The organism is Mycetocola sp. Y444 (assembly GCF_059445295.1).
The window spans coordinates 401,828-417,598 of the sequence record NZ_JCAIUB010000002.1; the positions used below are offsets into that span (position 1 = coordinate 401,828).

General features: G+C 67.4%; 11 protein-coding genes. 6 read left to right on the forward strand and 5 right to left on the reverse strand.

The window, feature by feature from the left end; all coding sequences use genetic code 11:
• Positions 1-433 precede the first annotated feature (433 nt).
• Entirely contained in the window at positions 434-1,255 is an 822-nt protein-coding gene (locus tag AC1C2M_RS08635; RefSeq protein WP_495432641.1) for an endonuclease domain-containing protein, read from the forward strand.
• Positions 1,256-1,742: 487 nt separating this feature from the next.
• On the opposite strand, the gene AC1C2M_RS08640 is transcribed toward AC1C2M_RS08635, so the two are convergent.
• Genes AC1C2M_RS08640 through AC1C2M_RS08660 form a run of 5 tightly spaced genes read right to left on the reverse strand, consistent with a single transcriptional unit; the run spans position 1,743 to position 8,975 of the window.
• Entirely contained in the window at positions 1,743-3,782 is a 2,040-nt protein-coding gene (locus tag AC1C2M_RS08640; protein WP_495435961.1) for a GDSL-type esterase/lipase family protein, read from the reverse strand.
• Positions 3,779-5,461 carry a lipopolysaccharide biosynthesis protein gene (locus tag AC1C2M_RS08645; RefSeq protein WP_495435962.1) on the reverse strand — a complete coding sequence of 561 codons (1,683 nt, stop codon included), beginning with the start codon at positions 5,459-5,461 and terminating at the stop codon, positions 3,779-3,781. The genes AC1C2M_RS08640 and AC1C2M_RS08645 overlap by 4 nt, the downstream gene beginning before the upstream one ends.
• Positions 5,458-6,480: a glycosyltransferase family 2 protein gene (locus tag AC1C2M_RS08650; protein ID WP_495435963.1), complete on the reverse strand. Its 1,023-nt coding sequence runs from the start codon at positions 6,478-6,480 to the stop codon at positions 5,458-5,460. Before AC1C2M_RS08650 ends, AC1C2M_RS08645 begins: the two co-directional genes overlap by 4 nt.
• Positions 6,481-6,506: 26 nt before the next feature.
• On the reverse strand, positions 6,507-8,054 hold the full coding sequence (locus tag AC1C2M_RS08655) for an O-antigen ligase family protein (protein WP_495435964.1): 1,548 nt from the start codon (positions 8,052-8,054) through the stop codon (positions 6,507-6,509).
• A gap of 6 nt (positions 8,055-8,060) precedes the next feature.
• Positions 8,061-8,975, reverse strand: a complete 915-nt coding sequence (locus AC1C2M_RS08660) for a YveK family protein (RefSeq protein WP_495435965.1) — start codon at positions 8,973-8,975, stop codon at positions 8,061-8,063.
• A gap of 233 nt (positions 8,976-9,208) precedes the next feature.
• Here AC1C2M_RS08660 and AC1C2M_RS08665 point away from each other — a divergent pair, with 233 nt between their 5' ends.
• The 5 genes from AC1C2M_RS08665 to AC1C2M_RS08685 all read left to right on the forward strand — a co-directional run bounded on the left by AC1C2M_RS08665 (position 9,209) and on the right by AC1C2M_RS08685 (position 15,771).
• A complete protein-coding gene (locus AC1C2M_RS08665) occupies positions 9,209-10,588 on the forward strand; it encodes a glycosyltransferase family 4 protein (protein ID WP_495435966.1) in 1,380 nt (459 codons plus the stop codon).
• A complete protein-coding gene (locus AC1C2M_RS08670; protein ID WP_495435967.1) occupies positions 10,572-11,576 on the forward strand; it encodes a glycosyltransferase family 2 protein in 1,005 nt (334 codons plus the stop codon). The genes AC1C2M_RS08665 and AC1C2M_RS08670 overlap by 17 nt, the downstream gene beginning before the upstream one ends.
• The gene (locus AC1C2M_RS08675) at positions 11,566-12,927 is read left to right on the forward strand and encodes a wax ester/triacylglycerol synthase domain-containing protein (protein ID WP_495435968.1); all 1,362 of its coding nucleotides are present in this window, start codon (positions 11,566-11,568) and stop codon (positions 12,925-12,927) included. Before AC1C2M_RS08670 ends, AC1C2M_RS08675 begins: the two co-directional genes overlap by 11 nt.
• Before the next feature lie 124 nt (positions 12,928-13,051).
• Positions 13,052-13,537 carry an acyltransferase gene (locus AC1C2M_RS08680; protein ID WP_495435969.1) on the forward strand — a complete coding sequence of 162 codons (486 nt, stop codon included), beginning with the start codon at positions 13,052-13,054 and terminating at the stop codon, positions 13,535-13,537.
• Positions 13,534-15,771 (forward strand): glycosyltransferase, encoded by a 2,238-nt coding sequence (locus AC1C2M_RS08685; RefSeq protein ID WP_495435970.1) that lies wholly within the window; start codon positions 13,534-13,536, stop codon positions 15,769-15,771. The genes AC1C2M_RS08680 and AC1C2M_RS08685 overlap by 4 nt, the downstream gene beginning before the upstream one ends.

Below are 15,771 nucleotides of genomic sequence, written 5' to 3' on the forward strand. Positions count from 1 at the left end.
GTGCCGCTCTGCCGCGCGCCGTGCTGCGGCCCGCCGACGCGATTCTGGCATTCGGGTGACAGGTGATGTGGGTGTCGCGGCCGCGCACCCACACAAACTGTCACTCCAACCGGGTTGCCCGTCCACAGCGGTGTCGGCGCTCGGGTGACACTTGATGTGGGTGTCGCGACTGCGCACCCACAGCATCCGTCACACCAACGGTCAGGAGCGGGACAAGCCCGAAGAGGCCGCCGCGTCCGCGGCTGTTTCTCGCCTGTGGATAACCCTCACGCGGCTGTCGCGAGTGCGCGACCATCGACGCATGACGAGAAGGCAACCACTTCCGGCGGTCGCGCGCACCGGCCCTGTCAGCGTGAAGGCGGCCCGGGAGCTTGGGGTCTCGCCAGGCAGGTTGAGGGCTTCGGACCTCGAGTCTCCCTTTCGGGGAGTGCGGGTGCCAGCGCCCATGGTCGCCGAGCCACTGGCGCGGGCGAAAGCACTAGCCACTGTCCTCGAGAACGGCCAGTTCTTCAGCCATCAGACGGCCGCTCTCATTTGGGGGATGCCATTGCCCTGGGCTCTCGGCGCAGCTCCGGTGGTTCACGTCTCCGCGTTCAAACCGAATCGACCGACACGGCGCGCGGGCACCGTCGGGCACCACCTCAAACCAGGAACCGCAACGACGAGAGAGTGGCTCGGCCTGCCGGTGGCCTCGCCGGCGACGACCTGGACGCAACTGGCGAGCGCATTAACCACTTACGAACTTGTGGCGGTCGGCGATTTCATCCTCCGCGGTGTGGATCCGCTCGAGAAGTACGGGTACCGACCCGTGTACACCCCGCTCGCCACCCGGGCGGAGCTCGAGACGGCCACCAGTTGGTGCCGTCGCCGCGGGGCCGCGAAGCTTCGGGAGGCACTGGATCGCATCAGAGAAGGGGTCGAGTCACCGAAGGAGACGGTACTGCGCCTCACGCTCGTGGATGCCGGCCTCCCGGAGCCGGAGATCAACGCGAACATCTATACGGCCGGCGGGACGTTCCTTGGACGGGCGGACCTCGCCTATCCCGAGTACAAGGTCATCGTCGAGTTCGACGGTGAGCAGCATAGGGAGAGTCGGTACCAGTTCGATCGGGATATCGACCGCATCGACCGGTTCGTGGAGCACGGATGGCGCTTCATTCGCGTTCGGGATTCGTTGCTCGGCTCGAATCCGACAGAGGTCGTGCGCCGCGTGAGAGTCGCGCTCATCGCGCGCGGCTGGTCGCCGGATGCCTGAACCCGCCTGAGACTATCGGGCCGGCACGGATGCGTGTGGCGCGCGCTCCTGCTGTCACGCGGGCGCCGCGACGTTCGAGTGACGGTTGTGGTGGGTGTTGGGGCGGCCCACCCGCGGGAAGTGTCGCTTGAGCGGGCGGCTCGGGGCGGAGGGGACGTGGTGTCGACGTTTGGGTGACGGTTGTGGTGGGTGTTGGGGCGGCGCACCCGCGGGAAGTGTCGCTTGAGCGGGCGGCTCGGGGCGGAGGGGACGTGGTGTCGACGTTCGGGTGACGGTTGTGGTGGGTGCTGGGGCGGCCCACCCGCAGGAGGTGTCACTTGGGCGGGCGGCTCGGGGTGGTGGGGTCACTTGGGTGGGCGGGCGGCTCGGGGCGGAGGGGACGTGGTGTCGACGTTCGGGTGACGGTTGCTGAGGGTGCCGGGGCGGCGCACCCACAGGAAGTGTCACTCGAGCAAAACCCGGAACGCCGCGCCGCGAAGGCTCCCGGCTACCCCGCTGCCCCCGCCACTTCAGCGGGGAGCGGTCGCCCGTCGATGTCGGCCCTCGCCGGCACGTGGGGGCCGGCCGGGCTGATCGCCGCACTGCCCGCATCCCGAAGGTGCAGGTCGCCGGCTTCCTCATTCACATAGAGCACATCCCCGGTGCGGTTGCCGCCGGCGCCGACGGCATCCGGTTCTGCACACGACTTCTCATTCCACTTCTCGACAATCGAGTTCGTCATCGGGCTCGCACAGTCGGCGAGGTACGCCACAACATTGCGATCGAACACAAGCCCGGGCAGCGGGTCGAGCCGCAGCGATCCGCCCGAGAACGAGTTGTTGCGCACGACCAGGTTCTTCGTCTTGGCGTAGCGCAGGTCGGCAGCAGAGCCGCCCTGGCAGTCCGCACTCTTCACGATGCACCCCTGCACAAAGTTCGACTCGATCAGGATGTTCTTCATCCCGGTGCCCTTGCCCGACGACAGGATGATGCCGGCGTTGTAGCAATTGCTGAGCTTGTTGGCCCGAAGCGTCACGTTCGCGCTGTCGAAGATCTGCACGCAATCCGCGTGCAGCCCGTTGTCCTTGTTCTGGTCGAAGTCGCGCACCTCGTTGTTCTCGATCAGAACATCGGATGCTCCGCCCACCTGGATTCCATCAACGCTCGATCCACCCTCGAAGAGGCTGTCGCTGACGGTGACATGCTGCGACCGGACGAACAACCCGGTTCCAGAGAGGTGCACGTTCTCGAGCCGAGTGTCGACGGCCGGCTTGTTCACGAACATCACACCGGTGACCGTGATGCCGCGCCAGGTCACCGACGGGATCCCCACCTCGAGCCTGTCGAATGTGGGCGTCGCGCCCGCGGCAGGAGCGACGACCACAGCGGAACCGAGCGACGCGAGGTTGTCGATGCCCGTGAGGTTTTTGCTGCCGTAATTACCGTCGGCCAGGGTGATGACGCTGCCGGCGCCGGCCTTGCCAAGCGCTGTCTCGAGGGAGCACGGCGACCCGGTCGAGCACGCCGATCCCGAGCCCTTCGGGGCGGCGGCCAAAGCATTCGAGCTGTCGAGCCTTCCGGTCGATGCCAGGCGCGATCCCGTCGCGCCCGGCGGGTCGAGAACGGTGCTCGACGCGTCGACCGCGCCGCCGTCGACGCCGGTGCCCGAAGACGCGGCGAGCTCACCCGAACTGGTGATCACGTCCCACGCCACGGCGGCAAGCTTCTGCTGCCCGAGCGTCGATGGGTGGAAGAAGTCAATCGAAGAGACGTCGTCGCCGGTGAATTCGAGTTCGAACGCAGCGTCGCCATCCCAGATGCAATGCGGATGCGTCGCGCACGCGTCGGCGAGTACGCCGTTGAATTTCTCGATGAGGGCGGAGATCGAGGCTCGGCGGTCGACGTCGGCCGGTTCACTGCTTGTCGCGTTGAACAACAGCGAGCGGCACTGCGCGATCTTCTTCCAGGTGGCGACGGCTGTCGGGTCGTCCTTCTTGGCGTCGATCAAACGGACGAGGTTCGGCAGCGACGACACATACACGCGTGCGTCGGGGAGCCCGGCGGCGAGGGTGTCGAATGCCGCAGTGACGTTCTCAGCGAACGCGGCCTCCGGTGTCATGTCGTCGTAGGACGGGGCGCAGACATCGTTCGCGCCGATGAGTACGGTGACCAGGTCCGGTCCCAGCTCCACGGCTCTGGCCGCCTGGTCCGGCAGGCTTTCGACGCCGGCGCCGTCACCGGCGAGAATCTCGGTGGTGGGAACGGCGCCGCTGGTCTCCGCCACCCGGGAGGCGAGTGACTGCACCATCGGGTCGGTTCCCGTCGACCACGACGCTTCCGGGCAGTGGCCGCCGCCATCGCAGGCGTTCACGCCGAGGCTCATGGAATCGCCAAGCGACGCGATCGCCGAGATCTCGAACGGTGCGGATGCCGTGGACGGTGGCGGAGTCGGCGCTGGTGCCGGTGCCGAACATCCCGCGAGCACGAGAACCGCTGCGATGCCGGCCACCAGCATCCGAACGGCTGGAATCCTTGATGGTTGTCTCACGCTGACGTCCCCCGATCCTTCGCCGATGTGGCCGGCGTTGTAGCCTGCGTTGCCACCGGCGAAACCTGTGGTGTCCCCGCGGGTCGGCGCTCATCGTCGTCGCGGCGGGTGTCGTCAACGCTATCCGCGGACTCCGCCGGGGGCTGTGGTTTGCGGGTTTTCTTCACGAACTCGATGATCTGCGCCAGGTCGCGCCGATAGGCGGGGATGACCATGGCGAGTCCGAGCGGAACCAGTCCAGCCACACCGCCAACCAGCACCTGGAGAATGGCCGGAAGCGCGAGCAGCGTCGTCGCCCACGCCGCTCCGAAGGCGAACGGCACGAGCAGGGCGGGTCGAAGCACGGGCAGGACGACGTCCCGCCCGGTAACGAAGGTGCCGCGGATCGCCCAGGCGAACCCGGGAACGAGAACCGCGAGCGACACGAGACCGTACGCGAGGGCGAGGCCGTCGACCCCGTTCCACCACAGCCCGACGAAGAACGAGGCGATGATGATCGGCCGCGAGACGATGTAATAGACCAGTTGCCGGTGCGCGCGACCGAGCGAGATATAGATCCAGCCCTGCACGTTGCCGATGGCCTGCGCAACGCCGGCGATCGTGAGCAGGGCGAAAATCGACGCCGTGGCATCCCACTGCGGACCGAGAAGCAGAAGGACCAGCGGATGCGCCAGCGCGGCGGCGATCGCGAACGCGGGCAGCGTGAGGTAGGCGATCACCATCAGCGAGGCGCGGACGTATCGCCGGTAGCGCGGTCCGTCATCCTGTAGGCGGCTCAGCACAGGCAGCGCGACACGGCCGAGTGGTCCGTTGAGCTGCTGGAGCGGGAGCATGAAGAGTGCATATGCCCGCGAATACTGGCCGAGTACGTCCGACCCGAGCTGGCGGCCGATCACGACATTGTCGACGTTGCGTGCCAGGTAGTTGAGCAGTTGCACGCCGAAGATCGAGCCACCCGTGGTGAGGAGGGGAAGTACCTCGCGGTCGACGTGCGGTCGACCCCAGTGGGGGCGGGCCGCGACCCACAGGGCAATCAGTCGATACACGCTCGCCGCTCCGGTGAAAACGACGAGCGACCAGACACCCCAGCCAGCGAGGGCAGCGGCGATGGAGAGTGCAACGCCAAGCGCCATGGAGATTACGTCGATGCGCGCGAGCACGCCGAACTTGAGGTCGCGCTGAACCTTCGCCTGCAACGGCATCGCGAGGCCGTTGATCAGGAGGGTCGGTGCGACGGCGATGCTCAGCAGCACGAGTCGTTGCTCGTCGTAGATTGACGCGATCAGGGGAGCCGCGAGGGCGATGAGCGCGGTGCCGATCACGCCGACTCCGGCGCTGAGCCAGAGCACACTCGACCAGGTCCTGTCGTTGAGCTTCTTCGCCTGGATGATGGCACCGGTCATGCCGAAGTCCCGGACGAGGTCGGCGATGCCGACGATGGCCATGATCATCGCGATGAGTCCGAAGTCGGACGGATCGAGGAGTCGAGCGAGGACAACCGTCGACACGGTCTGCAGAATGGTCTTCGACCAGGTTCCGCCCATCGTTACGAGGACGCCGCGGCTGGCCTGGTGGCCGAGCCGGTCATTCGCTGACGCGGACGTTCCCGAGGACGCCGGCGCCTCAACGGCGGGCGCCGACGCCGACGCAGGAGCCGTTGGTGTGCGGGGCGGCCTCATGCGCGGCTCGTTTCGTCTCGGTTCCAGCCGGGCAACCGGCCGCGTCGTTCCGACAGCGCGGCGAGAACGAGGGGGACGCCGTAGCCGACGCAATAGACGAGGAACGACGGCCACAGGGCCGGGCGAACGGCGACCCGAGCCAGGAGGTGGCGGTAGCCCGACGCGGCGGCGGGATTCGGGAGGTGGATCGGGGGGTCCGGCGGGTATGGGTGGTTGGGTGCCGGGTTTTTCCTCCCGAAACGTCCTCCGGGCGCCGGGGTGGACGTCGGTGCAGCGTCGGTCCGTGCCTGGGCGGTGGTCGGTACAGCGCCGGTCTGTGCCGCGCCGGAGGCGCCCGCTGCGGCGCCCGGCACTCCCGCGATCCGCGCCACCTCGGCGCGGCGGCGCAACTGTCGGTTGCCCGCGGCGATGCGTGTTGCCCTGCGGATGTGAGCCCGCAGCGTTGCGGGCGCGCGAACGACGAACGTCTCATCGAGGGTCAGCCGCTCCGACGGTGCGAACAGTTGCTGGACGAACCTGTCGTCGGCGATGACATCGGGGAACGCGCCGAAGCGCGCCCGTCCCTCGGCTGACAGGGCGTAGATGCCGGATCCGACGTGACCGGCCAGGCGGTAATCGCTGAGTTCCCAGATTCGGTAGTGGGCGCGGGCAGCCCAGCTCGCCGCCGACGTGTCGACCGAGAGCGTCGGTGCCGCGACGAGGGGACCGCCCGGCGCGCTGAGGGCGGCGGCGAGGGCCTGCAGCGTCGCGGCGGAGACGACGGCGTCCGCGTCGACATAGGCTCGCGGATAGTGGTCGCCGGCAATCGCGTCACCGGCGTTCAGTGCGACAGTCTTCGAGGGCTCAGCGGTCTCAACCACGCGCACACCATCACCGCCTGCCGCCCGCGCCACAGCGACGGTGTCGTCGGTGCACGCGTTGGCGGAGACAATGACGCGAAGGTCGGCATCCGCTCGGAGTTCACGGAGCAGCCGGGGGAGGACCGTCGCTTCGTTGTGTGCCGGAATGATGACGCTCATCCCGGCACCGGACGCCCGCGCCGCGCTCACGCGAGCTCCCGCCGCCGTCGCGGCCGTAGCCCGTCGAGAGGGCGTGACCGGGCCGGCACCTGCCCCGATGCCGACCCGGCCACAGTGGTTCGCGTCGGTGCTTCCGTAAGCACCCACGCGCCGACCCCAAGCAGCATGAACAGCAGCATGAAGGTCTGGAAGAATCCGAACGCGTCGTAGAAGAACATCGCCGTGCCGTAGCCGGCAATCGAGATGGCGAGCGCGAGAGCGAGCGCCGCGTACTGCGGCGAGTGCGCTGGTCTGAACGCGTATGCGACAAGCCGTGACGCCGGAATGAGGAGCAGGGCCAGCACGCCGATCACACCGAGCGCTCCCACCTCCATGAGCGTTCCGAGCCACTGGTTGTCGAGGATGAACGAGTTCGCCGTGTCACCGATGACGATCCGCGAGCCCAGTCCCGATCCGAAGAACGGCTGTTGCGAGACGATCTCGAGCGCGGGGTCGAGGTCGGCGAGGCGGCCGGCCCCCGTGAACCCTGGCGATGTTTTCTGAGAGGCGATGAGGGCCTCCGGGTCGAGGAACCCGCCAAACATGGCCTCGAACGGTTTCGGGATGATGGCGGCCGCGACCACGACGGCGGGCAAGGCGAAGCTCGCGAGCACAATCCCGAGGATCGGCCTCGTGATCAGGATGATCAGGAACATGACGGCGAGCGTGACAACGGCGGTGCGCGAGACGGCTGCAGCGATTCCGAACAACTGGAGCGCAACGATGCCGCCGAAGAAGATTTTGCGGTTGTAGATGTTGTGTGGCCAGGCCGCATACTTCGCCAGGTAGAGCGCGAGGGGGATGAGCATGCACAGCATGACGCTCAGCGCGATCGGATGCTGCGCTGACGCATACGCGCGAGCCCCGCCAGCGCGCAATGCCTCTCCTCCGTCACGCAGCAGCTCGAGCGGCAGGACGCTCGAGAGCTTCATGAACACGTTCTCCCTCGTGACCTTCTCGACGAGAGCGAAGAAGCCAACGATCCCCGAGAAGGTGACGAGAGCGGTGAGCAGTGTGTTCACGGTCCGGGCAGAGCGCAGCAGCTGGCGGGTCAGGTAGAGCAGCGCGACGACGATCGCGTAGTTGCCGAGGGCACCGATCGCTCCGGATGCCAGGCCCTCTTCGGTCAGGATCGTCGCGTTGACGGCGACAGAAACGATCATGGTGATGAGCCAGATGAGGAGCGGAGCGCCGAAGGCGATCGGACGCCAGGTAAAGCGCGGGTCGATGAGGAGGGCCACGCCGACAGCGACGATGAGCAGCACGATCACGGCGCGATAAGGCTCGAGGGCGAACGACAGAGGGATCGGGATCGCGTACCGCCGAACGGGAATGAACAGGACAACGGCAGCGAGCACGGTGAGCGCAATTCCCGAGCGGCTCGGCCGGAAGCTCAGGACGGCGTCCCTCACACGCTCGCCGATCAGCGCCATCTGGCCCGCATCGTTCGCGGCGGTCGGCAGTTGCGGCACGCCAGGATCGCCGCGCTCTGCCGGTGTCGGAGGGGCGCCTGGCCCAGGGAGGGTCGTCGTCATGACGGCCTAAACGTATGCGTGAGTGTCGTCGGACCGCTTGTGCTCGTCGTGATCCGGGTCTCCATCACCGACAGGCTGCACGGCGCCGTCGGCGCCCGTTGGCGTCGATGTTCCCCTCGCCCCTGCGGTCACCGATGATCCCGTGTCGATCGACGACGAATCGCTGTCGTCATTCTTTCCTGCGGCGCTCACGGCCTGGGACCGGCGGGATGCTGCGCGTCGTTTCTCGCGGCTGATCCGGATGTTGTACAGCACGAAGATCAGCGCGACCACGAGGATCAGGACGCCGAAAGCGGTGAGCACGACCGGGATCAGCGGATTGCTACCTTCGACCTCGGTCGCTTCGCTCTCGCGCAGTGTCTGCAGCTGAACCCGTTCGCCCTCCGGCACCGCCGTGGTGTCCTGCTCCGCCCGCACATACTCCTGGAAGACCGTGTTGGCCGCCCGCGAGATCTCCTCGGCACGGCCGGGGGAATTCGCGGAGCCGACGATGTCGAGAATCGGCAGCGTGAGGCGGCCGGGGAACTGTTCGTCTCCGGCCGGCTGGGTCGTGCGTCGAACCGCTGTGACCTGTTCTTCGTCGGAAAGCGGCCCGACGACATCCTCGACCATGGCACGGATCTCCGAGCCGGACACGATGTAGGCGTAGACCACCGTGGTGGAGACGAGGTCGCGGGTGACATCCGGAGCGACTCCCTCCTGCACGGGGGCACCGGGAATCACCGACTGGTAGAGCGGCTGCTGCGGGCTGCCGACCAGAACCGTCGTCGACGCCCTGTAGGTCTGGACGGCGCGCGGCTGCAGTTGCCCGTCAACGTAGCTGTATCCGACGATCCCGCCCACAAAGCCGGCGACGATCAGCCCAACGAGGAGCAACCACTTGTAGCTCCAGAGGACTCGAAGGTAGAGAGGAACATCCATGCTTATCGACTTTCTGCTTGGTGGGACACGGATGTCCCGCGGGTGGGCGAACCGCTGTGTCCTCTTCCATCGTGGACGCGCGTTGTAAAATTGAGGAACCCTCAGTATTACGAGTATATTAACAATCGATCGGCCACGGTCAAACACGCCATCAGTGCTTGTAAATTTCGTGACAGATACTCACGTCCCCTCCTGGGATGCGAAGAGCGCACCTGGCCCGAGCGGGGAGGAACATGACGAGGCAGACCGATGGTCAACGCCCCGCGCCGCAACGCGGTGGTGACGCGCTCCGCGTGTTGTACAGCTTCCCGCACGCCATCGGCAGCCAGGGCATCGGTGAAACCGCGTGGAACCAGGTGAACGAACTCATTCGTGCCGGGCACCACGTCACCCTCGTGACCGCGAGCGTTGCCCGTCCCATTCTCCGGTTGACGGCGCTCGAGCAGACCCTCATCGTCGGTGGGCGGCGCGTACCGCACCGGGCAATCGGTCGAATGCGGGCGTTCGGATGGCACGATCTTCTCGCGGCGCGCCTGTTGCAGCGCGGAACCTTCGACGCCGTCCACGCCTGGCCGCTGGCATCCTCCCGTACCCTGCACGCCGCACGTGCCAGGGGCGTCGCCGGACTCCGGGAGGTGCCGAACACGCACACGGCACACGCCTACGACGTCGTTGGACGCGAATACGCGAGACTCGGACTCTCCGTCCCGAACGGCTGGTCGCACCAGTTCGATGGTGAGCGGCTCGTCATCGAAGACCGCGAGTACGCCGCGGCACACGGGTTGCTCGTGCCGTCGGATGCCGTCGCAGACACCTTTCTGTCCAGGGGATTCGACGCATCGCGGCTTGTGCGCCACCGTTACGGGTTCGATCCCGCCACGATCCGGGTTCCGGCCCGTGACGAGACGGCGAGGCCATTCACCGCGGTCTTCCTCGGCAGATGCGAACCCCGCAAGGGGCTCCACTACGCGCTCGACGCGTGGCTTTCCTCGAGGGCAAGCGAGTCGGGGAAGTTCCTCATCTACGGCGACTTTGTGCCGGGTTATCGGGAACTGCTCGCGCAACGACTGGCTCACCCCTCGGTTGAGGTGAGGGGGTTCACCGACAGGCCGGCCAGGGTGTACGCGCAGGCGGATGTTCTGTTGTTGCCGTCGGTCGAGGAGGGCAGCGCGCTCGTCACCTACGAGGCGCAGGGCGCCGGGGTAATTCCGCTGGTCTCGCAGGCGAGCGGTGCTGTGGTTCAGCACGCGGTCAACGGGCTGATCCACCGGGCAGGCGACGTGAGCGCGCTCGGCTCACAGATCGACCTCGTCTACGGCAGCCAGCGCTGGCGCCGAGCGCTCCGTAGTGGCGTCCTCTCCCAGGCGCCGAGCCTCACCTGGCAGGCCGCGAACGCTGTGCTCGTCGACGGCTACCGTCGGGTGATCGACGGGCTCCGCCCCGGCGGATATCGTGGCAGACCCTCGGAACTTCACCCGGGAACGGGCGAGTACCCCGACCTCGATGAGGGATTCACGAACACCCGTGAGGCGACCGGAACCGTGCCATGTCCGCGATCGGGATCCCCGTGGCTGCCGAGTCGAGGGGGCAGGGTGCATGGTGCTTCCGGCTGACGTCACCCTCGTTATCTGCTCGCGTCAACGGCCTGAGCTGCTGAGGGACGCGCTCGTCTCCATCGCGGCCGCGACGCCGCCCGATGTCGATGTTCTTGTTGTCGATTCAGGATCGACGACGGATGCCACGGGGCAGGTGGCAGCGGATGCCGGCGTTCGCAGCGTGCGCACCGACGTGAAGGGGCTGAGCATCGCCCGCAACCTGGGCCTCGAGGCATCCGATCGCGAAATCGTGGTCTACACGGATGACGACTGCGTTGCGACCCCCGGCTGGATCGACGCCATGCTGCAGCATTTCGATACACCAGACATCGGAGTCGTGACCGGGCGCATGCTCGATCACACCAAGGTGGGATCGGACGAGGTGTATCGGCACAAGCTGGAGTTCTCCGACGTCGCCGGCGGTCTCGACGCGGGGCACGGTGCGCTGATGGCCTTTCGGCGGGCGTCGATTCTCGCGATCGGTGGCTTCGACGACATTCTGGGCGCAGGGAGGGATCTCGCCGGAGCTGAGGATCTCGACGCGTTCTGCCGGATGATCGACGCGGGCTGGAAGGTCGTGCACGAGCCGGAGAGCGTCGTGCACCACACCTTCACCCGGGTGGGGGAGAACTATCGGGAGCTGCTTCACGGCTACGGCCTCGGCATGGGCGCGCTCGTCAACAAGTGGCTGAGGCTCGACAGCGCGGTGGGCCTCGTGATGCTGCCCACTGTCCTCTCCCGCCAGCTCAGGAAGGCTGCTCGGGCGTTCCCGCGGAACCGGGCGAGAGCGAGGGCCGAACTGGCGATGTTCACCGGCATTCTGCGCGGATTCGCCCTGGCGTCGCGCCTTCCGCTCGACGGGAAGCTCTTCGTCGACACCACCCGTCCAGAGCCGATCGTGCTGCCCGATGCCGTCGCCGACGGCGGGCGCACGGACCGCTCCGTCGCGACCTCCACCGGTGTCGCCGCGTCGACCTCAGCGCAAGGAGAGATCGATGGCTCCTGACGTTGTCGTGCAACCCCTGAGGGTGCTCGACGAGAAATTTCTCGTCAACGAGGTGGCGTTCCGGCTGGCCCGGCCTGCCCTCACCATGATTCTCGACGGGGCCGGGCTGCGGCGAGACGACGGCACCATCGATGCCGATCTCGTTCGCGCGATCGTCGCCGAGCGCATTACGGCGGAGCCGGCCATGCTGCAGCGGTTGATGCGTGTGGCGTTCGGTCTGGCCACCCCGGCGTGGGTGCCGGCGGGGAGCGTCGACCTCAACTGGCACGTCACGATCCTGCCGGGGACATACCCGAGCGGACCCGACGCGAGCCTCCTCGCGGGTGCCGCCAACAGGCTCGACCTCTCCCGGCCGCTCTGGTCGTTCACGGTCGCCGACCTCGACGACGGCACGATCGCGATCGTGGGGGTCATCCACCACAGTGTCGGCGATGGAATCCAGGGCGTGCGCATGGTCTCGAGCCTGCTCGCCGACCAACCGGCAATGCCCGCCGGTGTGCGGAACGCGGGCGGCACGGTATCCGGTGCCGTCGTCGGCCGGGCGCCCCGAACGCAACTCGAACTGGTGAGGGGACACTACGCCGCCTGGCGGTCCCAGCATGCAACGGTGGGCGATGCGTGGCGTGACTTCCGCCGCAAGCCGGTCGCTAAACGGCTCAAACGCACCGCCGGGCGCCTGACCCGCCCGCTCAAAAATATCTACCTGGTGCGGTCGGGACGGGCGGAGCAACTCATCCCGCCACGGCAGTTCCGTATGTTCGTGGTGCCGGCCCCGGTCGTGAAGACGCTGGCGTCCCGGTTCGGAGTGTCACCGACCGCGCTCACGGTTTCCGCCGCGTTCTCCGCGCTCGCCGCCGTCGAACCGGAGCGGGAGGGCTATGCGCTGTCCGTGCCGTTGTCGCTCCAACGGGAGGCCTCCGCACGAAACCACATCTCGATGGTGAGGATTGACGTGGGCGAGGTGACGGATTTCGCCGGTGTCGTGGCATCCGTCTCCGACTCCCTCAGCTCGGCGGTGAGGACGCCGGGGAGCACCGGCAGGACCACCGCGATGTCGCCAGTGGATGAGGCCGGGTACGCGTCCCACCTGCCGATGCACCCGCGCCGCCAGTACTTCGGCCCGGCGGAGGTGACGTCGATCACCCTCTGGCCGGTGCTCGACCTCGACGACCGAATGGCGGTATTCACCACGAGTTACGCCGCGAGCTTTGCCGTCGCCGTTGTGACGACGGCGGCAACAGACATCGATCGGGTGACGGATGCCCTGGCTCGCGTCTTCGATCCGTCCGAGGTTCCAGCCGGGGCGTCAGTTCCGGTCGAACGAACAGAGGTGGTGCCAGGTGGCGTCTAAGGGAATACGTGGTGTGTTGCGGTCCGTGCTTGACCCGCGGACCGCGCTGCATCTCATCAGGGTTGCGCATTTTTACGGGTACAGCCATGTGCAGCAGGTGCGGAAGCTGAACCGGGGAGACGCCGTGTCGTTCGCCCCGACCGTGTCGTTCCGCAACGCTGAGCGCATCTTCCTGGGTTCCGGCACGCACATCGGCGAGGGCAGCGTGATCTGGGCGGGCAACTCCCGGTCGCGCGTGATCCTCGGGGAGAAGTGCCTGCTTGCGCCGCACGTGACGATCACCGCGTCGAACTACGGCATCGTCGAGGGAACGCCGGTGATGGACCAGGCGAAAATCGAGAAGGACATCGTGATCGGGCCGGGCGCCTGGCTCGGCGCGAACGTTGTCGTCACGGCCGGCGTCACCATCGGCGCTGGCGCGATCGTCGGCGCTGGCGCGATCGTCACGCGTGATCTTCCGGCGAACTGCATAGCGGGAGGCGTTCCGGCGAAAGTGCTCGGGCACCGTCCCCGGCCGGATGAGCGTGAAGCGACGGATGTCGTCCAGCCGGGAGGCGAATCGGCGCCAGCACGCCACGCCCTCAGCGCGGACCGGGCGGGGATCTCATGACCGGCCAGCCGACGGTCTCCGTCATCATCGTGAACTACAACACCCGTGATGCCACGCTCGAGTGCATCGAATCGGTCTTCGCTGAAACCGTCGCAGCGACCGGGGCAGACCCTGCTGTTCCACTCCCACTCGACGGGCTCACGGTGATTGTCGTCGACAACGGCTCCGTTGACGGCAGCGCTGATGCGATCAGGGAGCGGTTTCCCGCAACGGTCGTCATCGAAGCGGGGGAGAACCTGGGCTTCGCCCGCGGCGTCAACCGCGGAGTCGCCGCGTCGACGGACGACTACGTGTTGCTGCTCAACCCCGATACCGTCGTTCTTCCGGGCTCCCTTCGCGCGCTCGTGTCGTTCGCCGTCGAGCATCCGGAGTACGGACTTTTCGGCGGGCGCACACTCCGAACGGATGGGGTCGTCGACCCGAGTTCCTGCTGGGGGGAACCGACCCTGTGGTCGCTGACCTCGTTTGCGCTCGGCCTGTCGACGGCGTTCAAGCACTCGCTGCTCTTCGATCCGGAATCGCTCGGGACGTGGAAGCGTGACAGCGTTCGCGAAGTGCCCATCGTGACCGGGTGTCTCGCCCTGATCCTCAGGGAGAAGTTTCTTGCGATCGGTGGGATGGACGAACGGTTCTTCCTCTACGGCGAAGACGCCGAGTTCTCGGTGCGCGCACGCCGGGCCGGCCTCCGCCCGGTGATCGTCCCGACGGCCGTCATCGTGCACGACGTCGGCGGGTCGACCGGCGACTCCGGCCGAAAAATGAGCCTCGTCATGGCGGGCAAAGCGACACTGCTGCGCACCTCCTGGACGCCGGCCCGTGCTCGGGCTGGAATCGCGCTGCTGCAGGTCGGGGCCCTCGTTCGCGGAGCGCTCGAGGTAGTGACCCGGAGCCCCAAAAAAACCTGGCTCACCGTGTGGCGGTCGCGGACGAAATGGCGCCAGGGCTACCCGGAGGCCGAGGCGACGCTGTTCGGGCGAACCCCGCGGGACAACGTCGGTGCAATGCCCGATGCCGCGTCGGCTGGCACACCCGCTGGCGCGCCCGCTGGCGCGCCTCCTGGCACGGCCCGTTCCCGGCGGCGCGCCGACCGTCCGCTGCGGGTTGAAGCTGAACCCGCGTTCCGGACTCGGCACGCCAACCCGTATAACGCGGCGCTCTACTCGGCCATGTCACCGCACGATGCCGAGGTGCGCGATCTCAGCTACCTGCGACTGCTGGTCGGCAGGACCGACATCGTGCACCTGCACTGGCCCGACCTCACCTTCCTCTCCGGTCCCCGCCGGTGGCGGCAGGTCGCCAGGCTCGTGCTCTTCTTCACTTTTCTCCGGGTCGCGAGGCTGCGTGGCACCAAGCTGGTCTGGACCGTGCACAACGTGTCGTCGCACGAAAGCCGGTCCACCCCGCGTATCCGTGCCTGGTACTCGAGGCTGCTGGTCCGGAACGTCGACGGGATCATCGCCCTGACGAGCGAGGGCATCAGCGCGGCGAGGAACGGCTACCCCGAACTCGGGCGCGTTCCGGCGTTCGTCACACCGCACGGGCACTACCGCGACAGCTACGACCTGTCGGCGACCCGGGAAGAGGCCCGCGCGGCGCTCGGTCTGCCGCCCGAGTCGATCGACGCCACCGTGTTGCTCAGTGTCGGTCAGATCCGGCACTACAAGAACGTGCCGCATCTCGTCGACGTGTTCTCACGCCGCGGTGTCCGGGTTCTGGCCGGCGCGGAGTCCGACGCCAGCCAGAGGGAGATCCTCGCCATCGCGGGGAAACCGGCGGATGACGCGTTGCGGGCCGCGATCACGGCATCCGCCTCGAACGACGTGGTTCTCGACCTCGAGTTCCTCCCGGACGAGCGGCTTGCGACCTGGCTGCGCGCCGCCGATGTGGTTGTGCTGCCGTACTCAAAGATTCAGAACTCGGGTTCGGCGATTCTCGCGCTCAGTGCGGACCGACCGGTCGTTGTTCCCGCGCTCGGGGGGATGGCTGAGCTGCGGGACCAGGTCGGCGCCGACTGGGTCTACACCTTTGAGGGCGAGCTCACCGCCGACGTGCTCGACGATGTCGTTCTCTGGCTGCGTAACACCGACCGCGGCGAGAGCCCTGACCTCTCAGCCCTGGACTGGTCCACCGTTGCCGGCCAGACCGTCGCGGCCTATCGCGCGGTGCGGGGCGCATCCGCCCGACACCGCCCACCCACCCGATTCGGCCCACCCGCCGAACACCACCCTCACTGA

Coding starts and splice junctions, on each gene's coding strand:
- AC1C2M_RS08645 (WP_495435962.1), bottom strand. CDS start 5,461: ATGAGGCCGCCCCGCACACCAACGGCTCCTGCGTCGGCGTCGGCGCCC.
- AC1C2M_RS08650 (WP_495435963.1), bottom strand. CDS start 6,480: ATGAGCGTCATCATTCCGGCACACAACGAAGCGACGGTCCTCCCCCGG.
- AC1C2M_RS08655 (WP_495435964.1), bottom strand. CDS start 8,054: ATGACGACGACCCTCCCTGGGCCAGGCGCCCCTCCGACACCGGCAGAG.
- AC1C2M_RS08660 (WP_495435965.1), bottom strand. CDS start 8,975: ATGGATGTTCCTCTCTACCTTCGAGTCCTCTGGAGCTACAAGTGGTTG.
- AC1C2M_RS08665 (WP_495435966.1), top strand. CDS start 9,209: ATGACGAGGCAGACCGATGGTCAACGCCCCGCGCCGCAACGCGGTGGT.
- AC1C2M_RS08670 (WP_495435967.1), top strand. CDS start 10,572: ATGGTGCTTCCGGCTGACGTCACCCTCGTTATCTGCTCGCGTCAACGG.
- AC1C2M_RS08675 (WP_495435968.1), top strand. CDS start 11,566: ATGGCTCCTGACGTTGTCGTGCAACCCCTGAGGGTGCTCGACGAGAAA.
- AC1C2M_RS08685 (WP_495435970.1), top strand. CDS start 13,534: ATGACCGGCCAGCCGACGGTCTCCGTCATCATCGTGAACTACAACACC.